The organism is Paraburkholderia sp. BCC1886, assembly GCF_900996245.1.
GTDB lineage: Bacteria > Pseudomonadota > Gammaproteobacteria > Burkholderiales > Burkholderiaceae > Paraburkholderia.
In genome coordinates this window covers 247218-268242 of sequence record NZ_CAAJGK010000096.1, presented here as the reverse complement: position 1 = coordinate 268242, position 21025 = coordinate 247218, and the positions used below count along the sequence as shown (strand labels likewise).

General features: G+C 63.5%; 19 protein-coding genes. 11 read left to right on the top strand and 8 right to left on the bottom strand.

The genetic code is table 11. From position 1 onward, the window contains the following. Positions 1-2: 2 nt before the first annotated feature. Both phnL and FQ746_RS29710 read left to right on the top strand, forming a co-directional pair. Complete coding sequence (gene phnL, locus FQ746_RS29715) at positions 3-782, top strand: phosphonate C-P lyase system protein PhnL (protein WP_186310873.1); 780 nt, start codon at positions 3-5, stop codon at positions 780-782. 77 nt (positions 783-859) lie between these two features. Continuing rightward, positions 860-1993, top strand: coding sequence for an alpha-D-ribose 1-methylphosphonate 5-triphosphate diphosphatase (locus FQ746_RS29710; protein WP_144113356.1), 1134 nt, complete (start codon positions 860-862; stop codon positions 1991-1993). A gap of 15 nt (positions 1994-2008) precedes the next feature. Here the strand turns inward: FQ746_RS29710 and FQ746_RS29705 are convergent, their stop codons facing one another. Further along, complete coding sequence (locus tag FQ746_RS29705) at positions 2009-2371, bottom strand: hypothetical protein (RefSeq protein WP_186310872.1); 363 nt, start codon at positions 2369-2371, stop codon at positions 2009-2011. A gap of 211 nt (positions 2372-2582) precedes the next feature. Here FQ746_RS29705 and FQ746_RS29700 point away from each other — a divergent pair, with 211 nt between their 5' ends. From FQ746_RS29700 to FQ746_RS29685, 4 genes are all read left to right on the top strand, one after another. Further along, positions 2583-2840 (top strand): hypothetical protein, encoded by a 258-nt coding sequence (locus tag FQ746_RS29700; protein ID WP_144113355.1) that lies wholly within the window; start codon positions 2583-2585, stop codon positions 2838-2840. 187 nt (positions 2841-3027) lie between these two features. Further along, a complete protein-coding gene (locus FQ746_RS29695) occupies positions 3028-3810 on the top strand; it encodes an ABC transporter substrate-binding protein (RefSeq protein WP_144113354.1) in 783 nt (260 codons plus the stop codon). Between the two features lie 173 nt (positions 3811-3983). Next, entirely contained in the window at positions 3984-5102 is a 1119-nt protein-coding gene (locus FQ746_RS29690) for a succinylglutamate desuccinylase/aspartoacylase family protein (protein ID WP_144113353.1), read from the top strand. Between the two features lie 260 nt (positions 5103-5362). After that, entirely contained in the window at positions 5363-6526 is a 1164-nt protein-coding gene (locus FQ746_RS29685; protein ID WP_144113352.1) for a porin, read from the top strand. 52 nt (positions 6527-6578) lie between these two features. Here FQ746_RS29685 and FQ746_RS29680 read toward each other — a convergent pair whose 3' ends face one another. Further along, positions 6579-7427 carry a LysR substrate-binding domain-containing protein gene (locus FQ746_RS29680; protein WP_144113351.1) on the bottom strand — a complete coding sequence of 283 codons (849 nt, stop codon included), beginning with the start codon at positions 7425-7427 and terminating at the stop codon, positions 6579-6581. Between the two features lie 103 nt (positions 7428-7530). Between FQ746_RS29680 and FQ746_RS29675 the strand changes: the two genes are divergently transcribed. Next, positions 7531-8178: a LysE family translocator gene (locus FQ746_RS29675; RefSeq protein WP_144113350.1), complete on the top strand. Its 648-nt coding sequence runs from the start codon at positions 7531-7533 to the stop codon at positions 8176-8178. Here FQ746_RS29675 and FQ746_RS29670 read toward each other — a convergent pair. From FQ746_RS29670 to FQ746_RS29655, 4 genes are all read right to left on the bottom strand, one after another. After that, on the bottom strand, positions 8175-9521 hold the full coding sequence (locus FQ746_RS29670; RefSeq protein ID WP_144113349.1) for a dicarboxylate/amino acid:cation symporter: 1347 nt from the start codon (positions 9519-9521) through the stop codon (positions 8175-8177). The two genes, FQ746_RS29675 and FQ746_RS29670, sit on opposite strands and share 4 nt — an antisense overlap. A gap of 96 nt (positions 9522-9617) precedes the next feature. After that, positions 9618-10232 (bottom strand): 3-isopropylmalate dehydratase small subunit, encoded by a 615-nt coding sequence (gene leuD, locus FQ746_RS29665; protein ID WP_144113348.1) that lies wholly within the window; start codon positions 10230-10232, stop codon positions 9618-9620. Next, on the bottom strand, positions 10229-11647 hold the full coding sequence (gene leuC / locus FQ746_RS29660) for a 3-isopropylmalate dehydratase large subunit (RefSeq protein WP_144113347.1): 1419 nt from the start codon (positions 11645-11647) through the stop codon (positions 10229-10231). Before leuC ends, leuD begins: the two co-directional genes overlap by 4 nt. 16 nt (positions 11648-11663) lie before the next feature. After that, positions 11664-12542: an alpha/beta fold hydrolase gene (locus FQ746_RS29655; protein WP_144113346.1), complete on the bottom strand. Its 879-nt coding sequence runs from the start codon at positions 12540-12542 to the stop codon at positions 11664-11666. A gap of 94 nt (positions 12543-12636) precedes the next feature. Here FQ746_RS29655 and FQ746_RS29650 point away from each other — a divergent pair, with 94 nt between their 5' ends. The 3 genes from FQ746_RS29650 to FQ746_RS29640 all read left to right on the top strand — a co-directional run bounded on the left by FQ746_RS29650 (position 12637) and on the right by FQ746_RS29640 (position 15347). Then, positions 12637-13554 (top strand): LysR family transcriptional regulator, encoded by a 918-nt coding sequence (locus FQ746_RS29650; protein ID WP_144113345.1) that lies wholly within the window; start codon positions 12637-12639, stop codon positions 13552-13554. 71 nt (positions 13555-13625) lie between these two features. After that, complete coding sequence (locus FQ746_RS29645; protein WP_144113344.1) at positions 13626-14015, top strand: DUF6232 family protein; 390 nt, start codon at positions 13626-13628, stop codon at positions 14013-14015. Positions 14016-14249: 234 nt separating this feature from the next. Continuing rightward, positions 14250-15347: a hypothetical protein gene (locus FQ746_RS29640; protein ID WP_144113343.1), complete on the top strand. Its 1098-nt coding sequence runs from the start codon at positions 14250-14252 to the stop codon at positions 15345-15347. Between the two features lie 26 nt (positions 15348-15373). On the opposite strand, the gene FQ746_RS29635 is transcribed toward FQ746_RS29640, so the two are convergent. Beyond that, a complete protein-coding gene (locus FQ746_RS29635) occupies positions 15374-17827 on the bottom strand; it encodes a glycogen/starch/alpha-glucan phosphorylase (RefSeq protein ID WP_144113342.1) in 2454 nt (817 codons plus the stop codon). A gap of 614 nt (positions 17828-18441) precedes the next feature. On the opposite strand from FQ746_RS29635, the gene FQ746_RS29630 reads away from it, so the two are divergent. After that, positions 18442-19809 (top strand): MFS transporter, encoded by a 1368-nt coding sequence (locus FQ746_RS29630; RefSeq protein ID WP_144113501.1) that lies wholly within the window; start codon positions 18442-18444, stop codon positions 19807-19809. A gap of 68 nt (positions 19810-19877) precedes the next feature. Here the strand turns inward: FQ746_RS29630 and ltaE are convergent, their stop codons facing one another. Then, complete coding sequence (gene ltaE / locus FQ746_RS29625) at positions 19878-20885, bottom strand: low-specificity L-threonine aldolase (RefSeq protein WP_144113341.1); 1008 nt, start codon at positions 20883-20885, stop codon at positions 19878-19880. Between the last annotated feature and the right edge of the window lie 140 nt (positions 20886-21025).

Here is a 21025-nt window from a genome sequence, read left to right as displayed (position 1 = left end):
CGATGTCATCCATGGTTACTGACAGTCATCTGCGGGGCGCCGCCCGCGCCTTTCTCGACAACGACGCGCTGATGCTGCGCGCGGTCGGCCTCGGCAAGACTTTTACGCTGCACGGTCAGGGCGGCGTGCAGATCGAAGCGCTCGCGGGCGTGTCGATCGACGTGGCGCGCGGCGAGTGCGTCGTGCTGGTGGGACCGTCCGGCGCGGGCAAGAGCACGCTGCTGCGCTGTCTGTACGGCAACTATCTGGCCAGCACCGGCGAGATCGCGATTCGCAACGCGGCGCACGGCGGACTGCCGGTGGCAATTGCGGGCGACGGCCACGAGCGCGCCGAGCCGCACGAGATATTGCGCTTGCGGCGCAACGTCGTGGGTTACGTGAGCCAGTTCCTGCGCGTCATTCCGCGTGTGCCGAGTCTCACGCTGGTGGCCGAGCCGCTGATCTCGCGCGGCGTCGACGAAGACGAGGCGCATGCCCGCGCCGCCACGCTGCTCGCGCGGCTCAACGTGCCGCAGCGTTTGTGGAGTCTCGCGCCTGCCACCTTCTCCGGCGGCGAACAGCAGCGCGTGAACATCGCGCGCGGGTTGATCGCGGAGCATCCGTTGCTTCTGCTGGACGAACCCACGGCCTCGCTCGATGCGGAGAAGCGCGACGTGGTTGCCGATCTGATCGTCGAAGCGCGCGAACGGGGCGCGGCGATCGTCGGCATCTTTCATGACGAAGCGACGCGCAACAAGGTCGCCACACGTCGTCTCGAACTGCGCCCGCCGCAGCGTCAGTGACGAACGCGCAACGAGGCCGAACCGCACTACACTGCTTGCTAACCTTTTGAAGCCCGACTGACTTACGGAGCATCTCGATGTTGATCAGGAACGCTCGCGTCGTGACGCGAGACGAAGTATTCACCGGCGTGGTAAGCGTCGAAGACGGCAAAATTCGCGAAGTCGCGCGCGGCACGACTTCGGCGCGCGAAGCAGAAGACTGGGACGGCGACTATCTGTTGCCCGGCCTGATCGAATTGCATACCGACAATCTCGAGAAGCATCTGGTGCCGCGCCCGGGCGTGAACTGGAATACCGATGCCGCCTTCGTGATTCACGACGCGCAGGTCGCGGCCGCCGGCATCACCACGGTGTTCGACGCGCTTGCTATCGGCTCGCGCTCCACGGTCGGTTTGCGCGGCCGCGATCAGCAGATGCAATGCGCCGAGTCGCTCACGCGCCTGTCGGCGCGCAAGCTGCTGCGCGCCGAACATTTCCTGCATCTGCGCTGCGAGATCGCGACCGCCGACGTGGTCGAACTGTTCGATTCGTTGTGTGCGCATCCGCTGCTGCGGCTCGCGTCGGTGATGGATCACACGCCCGGTCAGCGCCAATGGCACGATCGCGAACAGTGGCGCCGCTTTCAGGAACGCAACGGCAAGCTGAGCGACGAACGCGTGGCGTCCGCGCTGGAGCAGGCTTCGATCGAACAGGAACGGTATGCGGACGCGCATCGCAGCGAGATCGTCGCGCGTTGCCGGCGACTCGAAATTCCGCTGGCAAGCCACGACGACACGCTGATCGAACACGTCGAACAGGCCAAGGCCGAAGGCATCGTGCTAGCGGAATTCCCCACTACCCGTGTCGCTGCCGAAGCAGCGCGCAAGCATGGTATTTCGACCGTGATGGGCGCGCCGAACATCGTGCGCGGCGGCTCGCACTCGGGCAACGTGTCCGCGCTGGAACTGGCCCGGGCAAACCTGCTCGACATTCTTTCGTCGGACTACGTGCCGTCCAGTTTGATGAGCGCGGTGTTCGAACTGGTGGAGAAAGCGGACTGGACGCTGCCGCGCGCCATGTCGACCGTGTCGGCCGAACCTGCGCGTACCGCCGGCCTGCATGACCGGGGCGCTATCGAAGCCGGCCTGCGTGCCGACTTCGTGCGGGTGACGATGCTGGACGCGCTGCCGGTGCCGCGCGCGACTTATCGGGCGGGCGCGCGGATTGTTTGAAGGGAGGTAGCCGGGTCAGGCGTCGTCGCGGTCGTCCGCGGAGGCGCCCACGGACTCGGCAACCGATTCGGCAATCGACGCGGTGACACGTTCGACCACCTGCGATGCCGGCAACGGTTCGACCGCGGTCCAGCGGGTCCAGCCAGGCGTGCAACCCGGCGCTTCGACGCGCAACGTGCGGGAGCCGTCGTCGAAGACCAGCGATTCGATATCGAATGCACCGCCCTCCGCTTTTCCCGCAACCCGCACATGCCCTAATTGATAAGCAAACCGCAAATTACCTTCGCGTAGCAGGTCGAGCGAGGCGCCGAAGTCAGCGGTAGAGTCCTGCGAATCCCACCGGTTCAGAAGGGTCGCGGCAATTTCGGCGTCGTACATGCTGACCTCCGTTGACATGAGCCTGACTGAATATAACGGAAAAAATAGAGTCGTGCTGCATCGCAACATCACCGATTGACAACGCGGCATTCTGCCCTGCGGCGCACGTCGCAAAACGCGTTTCGACCTCGCATTCAAGAAGTCCGCTCAGGCTGCCGATAACGTGAGTTCGCGAGACTTGCCTCGAAGGGTGCCGGCACGCCGGATAACGATGCGCTTGAACAAAAAAGAATGGGCCGGTGCGCTGATCGTAGCGGGATCGATTGCGTGCTTCGGCATGTGGCTACAGAGCGAGATGACCCGTGCGTCGTTTGCGCGCATCCAGCGCACGACGGAAGACGTCCACGGCACCTGCACGTCGATGAGCCTGCAGGACTCGGCCATGATGGACCGGGGCGAACTCTGGTGCGGCCCGGTCGATGCGGCCGCAACCACTCATTCAGGCAGCATGCTCCTCTTTGCGAAGTAGACGAACGCCTCCAGCGCCATCCGGTATTTCACCTACTACCGGTGCTTTTTGAACTGTTAAGCTTTGCGCGCGCTGCTGGCCGCCCCGGCCGGCAGCTTCAACCCAAGCCCGGACGTGAATCACGCCAGGCGCCCCGCAGCGGCACAATCGCGGCGGGAGTATTTGAACTACACCGAGGAGTTAAACAGTGAAAAAACTGCTAGCGGCTTTGACGGTTGCTCTGCTTGCTACCGTCTCGATTGGCGCACACGCTAAAGAGTGGTCGACTATTCGTTTCGGCGTTGACGCCAGCTATCCGCCTTTCGAGTCGAAAGGTTCGGACGGCAAGCTCGTTGGCTTCGACATCGACCTCGGCAATGAAATCTGCACACGCCTGAAGGCCAAATGCGTGTGGGTGGAAAACGACTTCGACGGCATGATCCCGGCATTGAAGGCGAAGAAGTTCGACGGCGTGCTGTCGTCCATGTCGATGACGCCGGCCCGTGCCGAACAGATCGCGTTCTCGTCGAAACTGTTCAACACGCCGACGCGCCTCGTCACGAAGAAGGGTTCGGGCGTGCTGCCCACGGCCGACTCGCTGAAGGGCAAGACGGTGGGCGTCGAGCAGGGCACGATCCAGGAAACGTATGCGAAGACCTACTGGGAGCCGAAGGGCACCAAAGTCGTTCCGTATCAGAACCAGGATCAGGTGTATGCCGATCTGTTGTCGGGCCGTCTGGACGCATCGCTGCAGGACGCAGTGGAAGCGGAACTGGGCTTCCTGAAGACGCCGCGCGGCGCCGGCTATGAATTCGCGGGCAAGGAACTGGTCGACGCGAAGGTGCTGGGCAACGGCGCGGGTATCGGCCTGCGCAAGGAAGACACCGACCTGAAGACGCAGATCGACGGCGCAATCGCTTCGATCATCAAGGACGGTACGTACAAGAAGATCGAAAAGAAGTACTTCGACTTCGACGTGTACGGCAAGTAATGGCTGACCGATCCGTCTTACGCGTCTAGCGACGCGCCGGACGGTTCACGGAAAACGGGCTCCGCTTCGCGGGGCCCGTTTCTTTTTGCGGCGCCGTATCGAACCTCGGGGTCGGCGGATCGGATAAGATCGTGCGCTAAACCAGCGCTTTATCCGTCCAGACACGCGAAACCATGCAAACCCAAAACCATCCGCTGATTGCGCCGACGCTCGGCACCGCCCGCCAACTGACGAGTTTCCATTACGGTCCGACCGGCGCGCAGAAGGTCTACATCCAGTCGTCGCTGCATGCCGACGAATTGCCCGGCATGCTGACCGCGTGGGCGCTGCGCCGCAAGATCGCCGAACTGGAAACGGCCGGCCGCCTGAAGGGCGAAGTGGTGCTGGTGCCGGTGCCCAATCCAATCGGCCTGAACCAGCACTTTTTCGGCCACCTGTCGGGCCGTTTCGACACGCACAGCACGCAGAACTTCAACCGCAATTTTCACGATCTCTCCGCGCTCATTCAACCGGTCATCGAAGCGCGCCTGAGCGAGCAGGACATCGAGGCCAATCGCACGGCCATCCGCAGCGCCATTCGTGAAGCGCTCGACGCGCTCACGCCGGAAACCGAACTCGCATCGCAACGCGTGGCGCTGCAAAAACTTTCTTACGACGCCGACATCGTGCTGGATCTGCATTGCGACTGGGAAGCCGCGCTGCACATCTACACCAATCCCGATCTCTGGCCGGACGTCGAACCGCTCGCCCGCTATCTGGACTCGAAAGCGTCGCTGCTGGCGCTGAACTCGGTCGGCAACCCGTTCGACGAAATTCATAGCTTCTGCTGGTCGGATCTGCGCGCCCGTTACGGCGACCGCTTCCCGATTCCGAACGGCTCGATCTCGGTGACCATCGAGTTGCGCGGTCAGCGCGACGTGTCCTACGAGTACGCCGAGCGCGACGCGCAGGCGATCGTCGAGTATCTGACGGCACGCGGCGTGATCGACGGGACGGCCGCCGAATTACCGCCGCTCGAATTCGCGGCCACACCGCTGGCGGGCACCGGGCCGCTCGTCGCGCCGATAAGCGGCGTGCTGGTGTACCGCTGTGAAGTGGGCAGCTGGGTTGACGTGGGCGCGCCTATCGCCGATATCGTCGATCCGTTGACCGATCGCGTGGTCACCGTCACGAGCAGCGTGGCCGGTGTGCTTTACGCGCGTCACTCGACGCGGTTCGCCACGGCCGGTCTGGAATTCGCGCGCGTGGCCGGCGCGACCGCGTTCCGCAGCGGTTCGCTGCTCAGCAACTAGCGCGCGGCCGCTTTCCCGTCCTTCTCTCCTCTTTTTCTTCTCGCCCCTCGTTAGCACGTGCAGGAACAAGCTTATGAGGGGCGTGCCTTGTTCGATCTCCTGCGTCAAATCCACCCATGTGTCGCTCGGACGCGACAGTTTCTAAAATTAAGTTTAACTGTCACATACGTAACTCGGCACTCGCTTAAATTTCGGGCCATCGCACGACCAAGCCAAAGAGCACAGCTTGCGATCGCTTAATTTTTAATCGGAGAAAGGCCTTGAACAAGAAAGTATTGACCGCCGCTACGCTTGCCGTTTTCGCTACCGCCGCTCACGCACAAAGCAGCGTCACGCTGTATGGCCTGATCGACGCAGGTATCAGCTACGTGAACAATTCGAAGACCGCGACCGGTCACGACAACCTCGTCAAATACGACGACGGCGTGGCTCAAGGCAGCCGTTGGGGCCTGCGCGGCACCGAAGATCTGGGCGGTGGCCTGAAGGCGCTGTTCGTGTTGGAAAACGGCTTTAACAGCGGCACCGGCGCACTCGGCCAGGGCGGCGCGCTGTTCGGTCGTCAAGCCTATGTCGGTCTGTCGCAAAACAATGTCGGCTCGCTGACGTTCGGTCGCCAGTATTCGTTCTCGACGGATTATCTGGGCGGCACGTACGCCAATGGCGGCCAGACGGTGGCAGGCAACTACGCTTACCACATCAACGACGTCGACCAGTTGACGTCGAGCCGTATCAACAACGCAGTCAAGTTCAGCAGCGCCAATTTCTCGGGCCTGACCTTCGGCGTGTTGTATGGCTTCTCGAACCAGGCAGGCGCCTTCGCCGGCGCGCCGGCAACCGGCACGACCGCGGCTCCGGTCGCCGGTTCGTCGCGTGCGTACAGCGCCGGCGTGAACTACGCGAACGGTCCGTTCAGCGTGGGCGCGGCGTACACGGATATCCGTTACCCCGCTCAATCGGCACCGGCGTTCTCGACGACGATCGCCAACGTGTCGACGGGCACCGTGCGCGATCTGCGTACGTTCGGTGTCGGCGGCCGTTATGCCATCGGCGCAGCGACGCTGTGGGCGTTGTACACGAACACGCGCTTCGAGCCGATCACGGGCGGTTCGACCACGTTCACGGCCTACGAAGCAGGCGCGAAGTACGCGTTCACGCCGGCTATCACGGCGGCTGCGGGCTACACGTACATGCACCTGGGCGACGCGAACCGCGGTCACTGGAACCAGGCCGACCTGAGCGTCGACTACGCGCTGAGCAAGCGCACGGACGTGTATGCACTGGGCGTCTACCAGATCGCTGCCGGCCGCAACGGCACGGCGGATCTGCAGGCGCAGATCGGTTCGAGCACGAGCTACTTCAACACGTCGGGTACGGGTTCGGACAACCAGCTGGCGTTCCGCGTCGGTATCCGTCACAAGTTCTAAGCACGCTGTACAGATGCTTTGGAAAACGCCCTGCGGGGCGTTTTTCTTTTGCTCACGCGCCGAGTTCCGCCTGAATCTGTTCGGCGAGAAAGTCGCACGGCGGGCGCCGCGACTGGACACTGCGAGCCAGCACGACTTCGAGGTCCCGTAAAGGCGGCAAGCCTTCGTCGGGCCCGAGCTGGATGAGTTGCGACGGCACGCTGCATCTAGCCAGCGGCGCGATGGCGAGTCCCGCTTCCACCATGCTGATCAATCCGATCAGACTCGGGCTCTCGTAGGACATCCGGTATTTGATGTCGTGCTGCTGAAGCGCGTTGATCGCGAACGCGCGGGCCGCGCTGCGCTGGCCGAACACGGCGATAGGCAACGGACGCTCGTTCCACACCTTGCGCGTGCTTGAACCGGCCCACACCATCGGCTCGAAACGAACGAAATCGCCGGACACGCCTCGCGTTTTCGTGATGTAGGCGAGGTCGAGCGTATTGTCCTTGAGCAACGGAACCAGCGCGCTGCTGGTCAGGCCGATCACGCGAATGTCCACCTTCGGATGCGCGAGCGCGAATTTGCCGAGCACGCGCGGCAGCAACGTGGACGCATAGTCGTCGGGCACGCCGATGGTGACGCGGCCCTTCATCTCCGGTCGAACGACCGACGCCCACGCTTCCTCCCGCATTGCCAGCAGGCGACGTCCATACTCGAGCAGCGTCTTGCCGTCTTCGGTGATCGTGACGTTGCGGGTGCTGCGCAGGAACAGCGGTTTTCCCAGCGACTCCTCCAGCGTCTTGATCTGCATGCTGAGCGCGGACGCCGACCGGTGCACGGATTCCGCCGCCCGGATGAACGAACCCGTGTCCGCCACCGCCACGACCATTTCGAGCACGTCCAGATCGAGCTTTTTCATTTTCGTCAGAAAATCTGATTAATCGGTTCAGTTTATCCCGTTTTACCAGATTATCCGCGAGGTCGATACTGGCGCTCATATTAGTCGGGGAGCTTTCGGGAAAATGCACGCTACGGCCTCGTTAGGCGGTTTTTTGATGGTCGGCGGATTGCTCGCGGTGACGCCGGGACCGAATATGGTCTACGTGATGTCGCGTTCGATTGCGCAAGGGCGTGCCGCCGGGCTGGTGTCGCTCGCGGGCGTCATGTTCGGCTACATCGTCTATATGCTCGGGGCGGCGTTCGGCATCACGGCGCTGTTCATGAGCGTGCCGTATGCCGGCAGTGTGCTGGCCGCGGTCGGCGCCGGGTATCTGTTCTTCATGACCTGGCAGGCGGTGAAGCCCGGCGGCCGCTCGCCGCTCGAAGTGCGCGAGTTGCCGCGCGAGCCGACGCGGCGGCTACTGGCGATGGGCGCGACCACCAGCCTGCTGAATCCCAAACTCGCGATGATCTTCGTGTCGCTGCTGCCGCAGTTCATCGATTACCAGCACGGCAGCGTGATCGGACAATCGCTGATGCTGGGCTCGTCGCTAATCGTCGCGTTCGCTTCGGTCAATGGGCTGGTCGCGGTGGGCTCGGGCAGCATGGCGAAGTTTCTGATCGAGCGCCCGGCGTTGTTGCGGGTGCAACGGTGGACGATGGGTCTGGTGCTGGGTGGGCTCGGTGTGAAAATGCTGGTTGATGCGGTCAGGCTGGCCGGCGCCGGTTAATCGGCATCGCCTGCCATATCCCGGCAAAAACCGGCGGAACCTGCGCCGCTAATCGCTTCGTCCGGACCGGCAACAGCGTCGGCCGGTTTCTTTGCCAATGCCGCACCGAGTCTGTCGCGATCCAGTTCCCCCTCCCACGCTGCCACGACGATCGACGCCACGCCATTGCCGATCGTATTGGTCAGCGCGCGGCATTCCGACATGAACCGGTCGACACCGAGAATCAGCACCATCGCGGTGACGGGCACGGTCGGCACGACGGAGAGACTGGCCGCGAGCGTAATGAAGCCCGCGCCGGTCACGCCAGTCGAACCTTTCGACGTCAGCATCGTCACGGCCAGCAGCGTTATTTCCTGCGTCACGCTCAGATGCGTGTTGGTCGCCTGCGCGAGAAACAGCACCGCGAGCGTCATGTAAATATTCGTCCCATCCAGATTGAACGAATAGCCGGTGGGCACGACCAGTCCGACGATGCCGCGCGAACAGCCGAGACGTTCGAGCTTTTCCATTAACTGGGGTAATGCCGCTTCCGAGGTCGAGGTGCCGAGCACGATCAGCAGTTCGTCCTTGATGTAGACGAGAAAGCGCCACAGGCTGAATCCGCAGGCTCGGGCAATCGCCCCCAAGCCGATCGACACGAATAGAAAAGCTGTCAGATAAAACGTGCCGATCAGTTTCATCATCGGCAACAGCGAGACGATGCCGTATCGGCCGATGGTGAATGCAATCGCACCGAACGCGCCCAGTGGGGCCAGGCTCGTTATCATCCGGACGATGCGGAAGAAGCTCTTCGAAAGCAGTTCGATCATGCCGATCAGCGGCTTTGCGGGTTCCCCCATTACCGCGAGCGCCGTACCGAACAGCATCGCAATCAACAGAACCGGCAGGATATCGCCCTGCGTAAATGCGCCGAAGAAAGTCTCCGGAATGATATGCATGAAGAAACCGGTCAAGCCTTCACCGTGCGCGGCCTGTGCCGCGAAACCGGAAACCGCGCCGGCGTCGAGCGTACGTGGATCGACATTGAAGCCGCTGCCCGGTGCAAGCACGTGAGCCGCAAGCAGCCCGATGGCCAGCGCCAGCGTCGACATCACTTCGAAATACAGCAGCGCCTTGCCGCCGACGCGGCCGACCTTGCGCATATCGTGCATGCTCGCGATGCCGGTCACCACGGTGCAAAAAATCACCGGACTGATGATCATGCGCACGAGTTTGATGAATGCGTCGCCGAGTGGCTTCATCGCCACGGCGTCGTTCGGCAACAGGTGTCCCAGCAGTACGCCGACGGCGATTGCAAAAATCACCTGCACGTACAGCACCTTGTAGAGTGGTCTGCTTGTCATGTCTCCTCCCTTATTGACGGCAAAGTGCGTCCCTTCCCTTCTGGCGGGGAATCCGGAACGCGTAATCGGTTGAATGCGGCCAGCCGGCCGCTCGGGCTACATCACGGCGGCCCAGGGATGGCGCTCGACATGGCGTCGCTCGAACGCCTCGATATCGGCGAGCGAAGTGAACGTGAGGTCGATCGTGTCCATGCCTTCCATCACCATGCGCTTATGGCGCGCGCCGAGCGGGAATGGATAGGACCGGCCATCGGGTGTCGTCACGGTCTGCTCTTCGATGTCGATACGTAGCGTCGTAGCGGGATGCTCCCACGCATCGCGTAGCAATTCGTCGATCGACTCGCGCTCCAGTTGCACCAGCAACAACCGGTTATTCATCGCGTTCGAATAGAAAATCTCCGCGAAACTCGGCGCAATCACGGCCTGAAATCCGAACTGTTGCAGACCCCACACCGCGTGTTCGCGACTCGAGCCACAGCCGAAATTGGCCCCGCCGAGCAGAATGGTCGAGCCGCGATAAGCCGGCCGATCGAGCACGCAGTCGGCGCGTGGCGCACCGTTCGTATCGAAGCGCAGGTCGTAGAGCAAACCGTCGCTGAGTCCGGCCTTATCGATAATGCGCAGGAACTGCTTCGGCATGATCTGGTCGGTGTCGAGGTTCTCGATCGGCAACGGTGTCGCGGTGCCTTCGATCGAAGCGAGTCTGTTCATGATGCGTGCGTCTCCAGCTTGCGGACATCGGTAATGCATCCGGTCAGCGCGGCGGCGGCGGCCATCGCCGGGCTCATCAGATGGGTACGGCCGCCGCGTCCTTGCCGTCCTTCGAAATTGCGGTTGGTGGTCGACGCGCAGCGCTCGCCGACCGCGAGGAAATCGTCGTTCATCGCGAGGCACATCGAACAACCCGGCTCGCGCCATTCGAAGCCCGCCCGCACGAGCGTGTCGGCAATCCCTTCAGCCTCGGCCTGACGGCGCACGCTCCCCGAACCCGGCACCACCATCGCGCGTACGCCGTCGGCGACCCGCTGCCCGCGCACGATGGCGGCGACGATGCGCAGGTCTTCGATGCGCCCGTTCGTGCACGAGCCGATAAACACGCGATCGATCGGCGTACCCGCAATCGGCCGCTCCGCTTCGAGACCGATGTAATCGAGCGCGCGTCGCAAAGCGGCCACGCCTTCGCGGGTCGACTGCGTGGCTTCGCCCGGAACTCGCTGATCGATGGCAATCGCCTGATCGGGGCTCGTGCCCCACGTGACGAAGGGCGCGATTTCACGCGCGTCGAAATGGTGTTCGACATCGAAGCTCGCACCCGTGTCCGATTCAAGATCGGACCAGTCCGCCAGCGCCGCTTGCCATGCCTCGTCGTCCAGCGCGGTGGCGTGCGCCTTCACATAGTCGAACGTGACGGCATCCGGGGCGATGAGCGCGGCCCGCGCGCCCGCCTCGACGGTCATATTGCACAAGGTCATGCGCGCCTCCGCCGACAGCGACGCGATGGTCGACCCCGCGAATTCGACCGCATAACCGCGCGCGCCCTGCGCGCCGATGCGGCTGATGATCCAGATGATCAGGTCCTTCGACGAAGTACCGTATGGCAGCGCGCCATCGATCGTCATGCGCATGGTTTGCGCGACGCGATAGACGAGCGTCTGCGTCGCCAGCACGTGTTCGACTTCGGAGGTGCCGATGCCGAAACCCAGCGCGCCGAGCGCGCCGTAAGTGGTCGTGTGACTGTCGCCGCACAGCACGACCATGCCCGGGCGGATCAAGCCCTGTTCGGGCGCGACGATGTGCTCGATACCTTGCAGCGGATCGTTGGCGGCATGCAGACGAATGCCGGCTTTCGCGCAGTTGCGCGCCAGGTTATCGGCCTGCAGCAGCGACGCGGCATCGCGAATCACGCGCGGCGTTTCAGCATGGGTCGGAATGATGTGACTGACGACCGCGAGTTGCTGCCGCGGCCGGCGCACGGCACGCTGTTTCGCGTCGAGCCCGCTGAATGCCTGCGGGCTCGTGTACTCGTTCATCAGATGAAGATCGACGTACAGCAACACGTTCTGGTCGTCGACGCGGGCCACGGTGTGCGACTCGACGAGCTTGCGGTACAGGGTTCGGTTCGGCATGACGGTGAGCTTCCGGTTACGACTGCAAAAACGGCAGCGCGTGGTCGAGCAACGACTCGGGCGCTTCTTCAGGAATGTAATGACCGCATGGCAATGCCCGTCCGCTCACACGATCCGACCACTGCCGCCATTCGCGTAGCGGCTCGAAGCATTGCTCGATCACGCCGTGTGCGCCCCACAGCGCGAGAAAATCGCACTGTATTTTCTGCTGCCCGGCGAGTGAAGCCCGGTCGTCGTCGAGGTCGATCGTGATGCTCGCGCGATAGTCCTCGCAGATGCCGTGCGCAGTTTCCGGCTGGGACAGGCAGCGCAGGTATTCCGCGTAGGCCTCGTCGGTGAACGGCGCAAGGCCGGCACTGCGGGCGCCAATCGTTTGCCTGAGATACAGATCGGGATCGGCGCGGATCAGCGTCTCGGGAAACGGTGCCGGGCGCACCAGAAAAAACCAGTGCCAGTAAGCGCGTGCAAAGTCGAACGTGGTCTGTTCGTACATCGCGAGCGTAGGTGCGACGTCGAGCGTGACGAGCTTCGTGACTGCGTGAGGATGATCGAGCGCCAGACGCGCCGCCACCCGGCCGCCACGATCATGGCCGAGCACCGCAAACGTCTCGAAACCGAGCGCGCGCATGAGTCCGAGCTGGTCGCGCGCCATCCGGCGTTTCGAATAATTGCTGTGATCCGCGACGCCGGCAGGTTTGCCGCTATCGCCATAACCGCGCAAATCCGCGGCGACCACGGTGAAATGCCGGGCCAGTTGCGGCGCCACCTTGTGCCAGATCGCATGCGTCTGCGGATGACCGTGCAGCAGCAGCAAACCCGGCCCGTGGCCGCCGCGAATCGCGTGGATGGCCACCCCATCGACCGTGGTCGACGCGTCGCTGAAACCTTCGAACATCTTTGCCTCCCGAGTTGAAAAGGAGTTTAATTGATGCCCAAATCGATATAGATTCAATTTATGCAATCCGGAATTAACTTTGAGGAATGAATCAATGGACGGGTTTTCCGACTTGAGCATGTTTGCGCTGGTAGCGCGGCATCGCAATCTGGCGGCGGCCGCGCGCGATCTGGGCGTGACGCCGCCGTCCATTAGCAAGCGGCTTGCGCAACTCGAAAAGCGGCTCGGCGTGCGCCTCGTCAACCGGACGACCCGGCGCGTCAGCCTGACGCCCGAGGGCGAGCTTTATCTGACCGATGGTTCACGGCTGCTCGACGAACTCGCGGAACTCGAGCAACTGGTCACCCGCAGCAGCGCCGAGCCGACCGGCCTGCTGAGAGTGAACGCATCGTTCGGCTTCGGACGCGCACACGTGGCGCCGGCCATCTCCCGCTTCATCGAGCGTTTCCCGTCGATGAAAATTCAGCTCCATCTGACCGATCGGCCCGTGAGCTTGCAGGAGGAAGGCTTCGACCTGGGCATCCGCTTCGGCGACGTGCCCGAAGCGCGGATCAACGCGCGTTTGCTATTGCGCAACCGGCGGCTGGTGTGTGCATCGCCGGGGTATGTGCAGCGCTGCGGCGGGCCTTCCGTTCCGCACGATCTCGCGCAGCATGCATGCCTCGTGCTGCGTGAAAACGAATCGGCGTATGGCACGTGGCATTTCTCGCGCGGCAAGAAATCGGAGACGGTGAAGGTGGAAGGTCCGTTGAGCAGCAACGACGGCAGCGCCGTTTTGCACTGGGCGCTGGAAGGGCGAGGTATTGCCGTGCGCTCGGAATGGGAGATCGCCGGCCATCTGGAGCGCGGCGAACTCGTGCCGCTGCTGGACGATTGGGCGCTGCCCAACGCGGACATCCATGCAATCTATCTCGAACGGCACAGGCTGTCGGCCAAGCTCAAAACGTTCATGGAATTTCTCGGCGACGATTTGCGCGAAGGCAGCGAGACGCGCTCCGCACGAGCGACCTGACCGCGCGCCTGGTCCGCTGCCGCCCGGAGTCTGGTACGCTGCGCGCTTCGCTACAGCCTGCATTCATCACGATGGAAACACCCTTCAACGATCGCGGCGTGTCGGTCACGCGCAATGCTCTCTCGTCCGCCGGCCTGGTGTTCCCCGTGCGCGACATCGTCGACGTGCGGGTCATGACCGTGCAGAAGAACAAGGTATTGCCTCGCAGCATCTCGTTCATCGGGCTCGTTCTCGCGGTGGTCGGCGCTATCTTCCGTTCACCCGTCGGCATGGTGTGCGGCACGATGCTGGTGGTGGTCGGCTGGCTCACGTGGGCGACCCAGGACGTCACGCATCGGCTGATGGTGCAAACGCCCAATGGCGAGCGTGAAGCGCTGATGAGCACCGACCGCGAGTTCGTCGAACGCGTGGCCGCCGCCGTGCACGAAGCGAAAGCGGTGGCGGTTACACCGAAGGTCTGATCGGATCAGGAGAAGCCGGAATCCCGGCCTTCACACATCTTTGCAATTGCACCGGAGCGGCCGTGTAGAGTCGCCGCTCCTGTTACCGCGCGTTTCTTCCCGCAGGCCCCGCAAGCGTTCCGTTTTCTCGCTCACACCACGGTTATCCATTGGGATTGCCGCCCGTGCTGTCCAGTTCGCCGCTCACGATGTACCGCCTTCGCCAGGGACGCGCCTTTTGCAAAGCGTGATCCTATGTCTTCGTCGTTCGTCTCGTTGTTTCCTCTCTCGCGCAACTTTCCGACGCGGGTGCGGCGCTCTGCCTCAGCCGCGTTGCTGGCCGTTGCAACGCTCGCCGCGCTTGGCGGCTGCGCCACCCATTTCCCCACGCCGACACCGCCCGCCGCCACGGCCGCGTTGATCAACGGCGGCAACGACGGTCTGCTGATTCCGCTACACGTGGAACGCGCGGATGCAGATCATGCGCGCCTCGGCCTGCCGGTCGCGCTCGACGGCAAGCCCGTCTATCTCGCGCTCGACACCGGCACGCAGGGCGTGCGTGTGCTGAAGTCGGTGCTGCCCGGCACGGACTATCCGAACGCGGGTCCCGCCACGACACTGGCACTGGCGAACGGCGCGCAGGTTTCCGGCGCGAGCGTGAAACTGCCGGTCGGCATCGCCGGCGTGAAGCCCGCTTCGTTCGACGCGCAGGCGGTCGACACCGTGAGTTGCCAGGCGACGTCCCGGCACTGCGTCGCTATCGACGGCTATACCGGCGAATTCGGCTGGGCCTTCTCGGGACTGTTCGGCGTCGGCGCCGCGCAAGCAGGCGACAGTTGCTGCACGCAACCACTGCGCGCGCTCGCCGACAACGTCGGTCAGCGCTATATCGTGCGGGCGAACTTTGCGAAGCCCTACCTCGTGCTGAGTCCGTCGAGCGGACTCACGAAAGACTTCACGATGGTGCCGATGACGCAGGCGCAAAACGGCACGATGTTATGGCCGCGCGGTTGCGTGAAGATCGGCGACAAGATGACGTTTTGCGCGCCGCTGGTGTTCGCGACGGCGAGCACCGACATGATTCGCGTCGAGATGGATAAAGCGCCGAACTGGACCGGCGACGCCGACACCGGCAAGGTGCTGGTGCAAGGCAACTACGACGTCGCGGTCGGTTCGGGCAAATGGGTGCATCGCTATGAAGACGCCCAGGTCACGCTCGTGAAAGCGCAACCGGGCGCGGACCGCATCGTCATCGGTCTGATGGGGATGCAGAACATCGACCTGCTGTTCGACTTCCCGCGTGGCGAACTCGGCATTCGCTCGGCGAATAGTGCCGAGCGTTTAGGGCAGTGAGTCGCCCCCGAGCCCGCCGGATCCGTTCAGTCGATCTTGAGCGGATTCACATGCCAGATGTCGCGCGCGTATTCGCCGATGGTGCGGTCCGACGAAAACTGCCCCATGCCGGCGACGTTCGCGATCGCGCTTTCGGTCCACGCGCGCTTGTCGACGAAACGCGCATCGACGTCGTTTTGCGCCTTCGCGAACGCGGCGAAATCCGCGAGCACCATGTAGTGATCGCCCCAATCCACCAACGTGTGGAAGATATCCGAGAAACGCAGTGGATCGTCCGGCGAGAAATAGCCCGTGCGAATCTGGTCGAGCGCCGTGCGCAGTTCCGCGTTCTCCTCATAGATCTGCCGCGGCCGGTAGCCGGTTGCGCGCAGGCTGTCCACTTCGTCGGCGGTATGACCGAAGATGAAGATGTTCTCGCGGCCCACCGCCTCGCAGATTTCGATGTTCGCGCCGTCCATCGTGCCGATGGTCAACGCGCCGTTCAACGCGAGCTTCATGTTGCCGGTGCCCGACGCCTCGGTGCCGGCCATTGAAATCTGCTCGGACAGATCGGCGGCCGGAATGATCAGTTCCGCCACGCTCACGCCATAGTTCGGCACGAACACGACCTTGAGGCGATCGCCGATCAACGGGTCCTGATTGACCTTCGCGCCCACGTCGCCGATCAGCTTGATGATGGTCTTGGCCATCCGGTAAGCGGACGCGGCCTTGCCCGCGAACATCACCACGCGCGGCACCCAGTCGAGTTCGGGGTTCGCGCGAATCTGGTTGTAGCGCACGATCACATGCAGCACGTTCAGCAATTGCCGCTTGTATTCGTGAATGCGTTTGACCTGCAGATCGAACAGCGCGTCGGGATTGAACTGCAGTTTGGTGTGCTGCGCGAGGCGCTGCACGAGGCGCAATTTGCTTTGCCGCTTGGCTTCGCGGAAAGCATCGATAAAACCGCTGTCGTTGCGCAGTTCCCGCAACCGCTCCAGTTCGAACAGATTGCTGCGCCACTCGCGCCCAATCTGTTTGTCGATCAGGCCCGACAGCGACGGACTCGCCTGCGACAGCCAGCGCCGCGGCGTAATGCCGTTGGTGACATTGGTGAAGCGGTTCGGATAGACGCGCGCAAAGTCGGCGAAAATGTCGCGCGTCATCAGTTGCGAATGCAGCTTCGAGACGCCGTTCACCTTATGACTCGCGACGATCGCCAGATACGCCATGCGCACGCGCCGCTGACCGTATTCATCGACCAGCGAGATACGGCGAATCATCTCGCCGTCGTGACCCGACTGCTCGCTCACGTGCTTCAAAAACTGCGCGTTGATCTCGAAAATGATTTCCAGATGCCGCGGCAGCAAACGCGAAAGCATCTCGACGTCCCATGTCTCGAGCGCTTCGGGCATCAACGTGTGGTTGGTGTACGAGAAGATCTTCGTGACGTGTTCCCATGCCTTGTCCCACTGCAACTGATGCACGTCCACCAGCAGGCGCATCAGTTCGGGAATCGCCAGCACCGGATGCGTGTCGTTCAGATGCACCGCGACCTTTTCGGAGAAACGGCCGAACGTGCTGTGCGTGCGCTGATAGCGGCGAATCAGATCCTGCATGGTCGCCGATACGAAGAAGTATTCCTGGCGCAGGCGCAACTCGCGGCCGGCCGATGTCGAGTCGTCCGGGTACAGCAGACGCGAGACGTTCTCCGACATGTTCTTGGTGTCGACCGCGTTGCGATAGTCGCCGCGATTGAACGCGCCGAGGTCGAGCTCTTCGGTTGCGCGCGCCGACCAGAGCCGCAGCGTGTTGGTCGCGTCCGTCGCGTAGCCGGGAATCACCGTGTCGTAAGCGGTGGCGTTCACATGCTGGGTATCGATCCACTCGGTGCGCTCGCCGCGTTGCACCGTGCGGCCGCCGAAGTGAATGATGTAGGTGACTTCGGGCCGCGGAAACTCCCACGCATTGCCGGCGCGCAGCCAGTAATCGGGCGCCTCGACCTGCTCGCCGTTGACGATTTCCTGACGGAACATCCCGTACTCGTAACGGATGCCGTAGCCGAAGCCCGGAATGCCGAGCGTCGCCATCGAATCGAGAAAGCACGCCGCCAGCCGGCCGAGGCCGCCGTTGCCGAGCGCGGCATCCGGCTCGATCTCGGTGAGCGCTTCCATGTCCACGCCCAGACTCGCGAGCGCTTCCTTCATCTGATCGTGAATGCCGAGTGCGAGCAAGGCATTCGTAAACGTCCGGCCGATCAGGAATTCCATCGACAGGTAGTAGACGCGCTTGACGTCCTGTTCGTATTGCAGCCGCGTGGTTTTCATCCAGCGCGCGACGAGGCGGTCGCGCACGGCAAGCACGGCGGCATGCAGCCAGTCGTGTGGATGGGCGGTGACGGCGTCCTTGCCGACGCCATACATCATGCGGTTCGAAATTGAGCGCCGTAGCGCGTCGACGGTACTGTTGAGCTGGTCGAATTCCAGATCGACGGGTGTCATCGAAGCCTCCGGGAAGTAAACACGACATGCGCGGACCGTTCGGTGACAGACGGGAGGCGCGTGCCGGTCGGACGGGTTAGGAAACGGAGTACGAAGAGTAGGACATTTTCCCGCTGGCGAATACAGGCTAGCGCGAGCGCCAAGTCCACGCACATGCCATGCCCGCGGTGACAAGCGCTTGTGCGGGCGATTTCGCACGGCGACGGTGCAAGAGGCTGTGGGACGGCACTGCGCACGTGCATCGGGCCGCGAAAAACAGGCACGCAATGGCGAATATGGACAGGGTGCCGGACAAATGCTTCAGGAATATTTTTTTGCTTGAGCATGCGCGATGGATAGTGGGATCGGTTCGAGCTGTGGTTGAATCGCGTGGCCTCTCTCTGCCAGGCAGGGTAAGCGAAAGCGTGTGTTCGGCCAAGCAGCGTTAGTAGTTCGCGGAGGCCGCATGCGCTTGACCGTTAGTTGCCTTTAAGCGATCGAGAGCAAGCGACTGCACGATTTCGACGACTCTGTAACAATCGCACCATTCGCCGCGCCCACCGGCCTGCACAACCGACGACCACGCCTTGTCCGACCATCCCAACGCCGCCCCCGCCTTCCCCGCCGATCCGCCGATGTCGGCCGCTAACCGCCGCGCGATGGCGGCGATCATGCTGGGCGTCGCGCTCGCCACGCTGGATACAGCGATTGCCAATACCGCCCTGCCCGCTATTGCGATCGATCTGCACGCGGCGCCCGCGGCGTCGGTGTGGATCATCAACGCCTATCAACTGGCGATGGTCGCCACGCTCCTGCCGCTCGCGGCACTCGGAGACATCGTCGGATTGCGGCGCATCTGTCTGGGCGGGCTAATGGTGTTCACCATGGCGTCGCTCGCCTGCTCGCTCGCCACCACCTTGCCGATGCTCGCCGCGGCGCGCGTGCTGCAAGGGCTCGGCGCGAGCGCCATGATGAGCGTGAACACCGCGTTGATCCGCCTGCTCTACCCGCCGCATCGGCTCGGACGCGGGCTCGGCAATAACGCGCTGATCGTCGGCGTGTCGTTCGCGGTCGGCCCGACCGTCGCCTCGCTGATTCTCTCGGTGGCCGCATGGCCCTGGCTGTTCGCGGTCAACGTGCCGCTCGGACTGATCGCGCTCGCGTTCGCGTGGCCGGCGCTGCCGCATTCGGAACGCGGCAAGCATCAGTTCGATCCGCTCGCCGCGCTGCTCAACGTCATCACGTTCGCGTCGCTGATCTTCGCGCTCGGCGAGGCGGCGCAGCGCGGGTCAGCTTTGCTGGTGCTGAGCGCGGCGGCGATTGCCGTGGTGTTCGGCCTCCTGCTGATCCGGCGCGAAGCCGGTCATCCGGCGCCGATGCTGCCAATCGATCTGTTCAGGCGACCGGTGTTCGCGTTGTCGACGGTGACCGCGGTATGTTCGTTCGCCGCGCAAGGTCTCGCATTCGTGTCGCTGCCGTTTTACTTCGAGGACGTGCTGCATCGCAGCCAGGTGGAAACCGGCTTCCTGATGACGCCGTGGCCGGTGGTCGTCGCGCTCGCGGCGCCGCTCGCGGGCCGTCTGTCGGACCGCTATCCGCCGGGATTGCTGGGCGCGATCGGCCTCGCCACGCTGGCGGCGGGGATGGCGTCGCTGGCCTTGTTGCCGGTGCATCCGCACGTGCTCGACATCGGTATACGGATGGCGGTATGCGGTGCGGGCTTTGGCTTTTTCCAGTCGCCTAATCTGAAGGCCCTGATGGCGAGCGCGCCGCCCGAGCGCAGCGGCGGCGCGAGCGGGATCGTCGCGACCGCGCGGCTGTTGGGGCAGACCACGGGCGCGGCGCTCGTCGCGCTGTGTTTCGGTATCGCCGACCGGCACGGCCCGACGCTGGCGCTGGCGACCGGCGCCTTCTTCGCGGGCGCCGCAAGTCTGGCAAGCGGGTTGCGCCTTCTCGCGCCCTCGCATCGCGGCGCCGGATCGGCGAAAGCATCGGCGAAATAAAAAAGGCGCACGGTTTGCACCGTGCGCCTCTTCTGTTCGTTCGTCCTGATGAAGCGACTTGTGCGGCGTCAGCGTGCGGCGAAGTACGCCTTCACGGCCGCGATGAACGTATCGATATCGCCGCGCGACACGTCCTTGTGCGTGACGAAGCGCGACGCGTACAGCATCTGCGTGAGAATGCCGCGCTCCTTGAGCCAGGCTTCGAGCGGCGCGCAATGCTGCTGCGGAAACTGCGCGAACACCATGTTGGTCGCGACCGACTGCACCTTCACGTGCTCGATCGATTCCAGACCGGCGGCCAGATGCGCGGCGTGCGCATGGTCGTCGGCGAGACGCTCGACGTTGTGATCGAGCGCGTACAGGCAGGCCGCGGCCAGCACGCCGGCCTGGCGCATGCCGCCGCCCAGCACCTTGCGCCAGCGATGCGCCACGTCGATCAGCGCCTGGCTACCGACCAGCACCGAGCCGACCGGCGCGCCCAAACCCTTCGAGAAACAGATCGACACCGAATCGAACGGATCGCACAGCGCCGCGACCGGTTTGCCCGACGCCACTGCCGCGTTGTAGACGCGCGCGCCGTCCAGGTGAACCGCGAGGCCGCGCTCGCGGGCCAGTTGCGCGGCCTCGGCGACATAACCGGCCGGCAGCACTTTTCCGCCGATGGTGTTTTCCAGCGCGAGCAGACGGCTGCGGGCGAAGTGGTTGTCGATGGGTTTGATCGCGGCGGCGATCTTTTCGAGCGGAATGGAACCGTCGGCGGCATTCTCGAGCGGTTGCGGCTGGATGCTGCCGAGCACCGCCGCGCCGCCGCCTTCGTATTTGTACGTGTGCGCCGCCTGGCCGACGATGTATTCGTCGCCGCGCGCGCAGTGCGCCATCAGCGCGGCCAGATTGCTTTGCGTGCCGCTCGGGAAGAACAGGCCGGCCTGCTTGTCGGCGCGTTCGGCGACGGCAGCCTGCAAACGCAGCACGGTGGGATCGTCGCCCCAGACGTCGTCGCCCACTTCGGCGGCCGACATGGCGGCCAGCATCGGTTGGGTCGGACGGGTGACGGTGTCGCTGCGCAAATCGATCATGGTGAGTCCCTGTGCGTCTATCTAAGAGGTGGCGGCCATGCGGATGACAGCCGTTGGGCCGGCCGGCGCTCCCGAACGCTGCGCCGGCTGATGAGCCACACAGTGTATTCAATTAATCAGGCGCTGAGAATCGCCCGGCC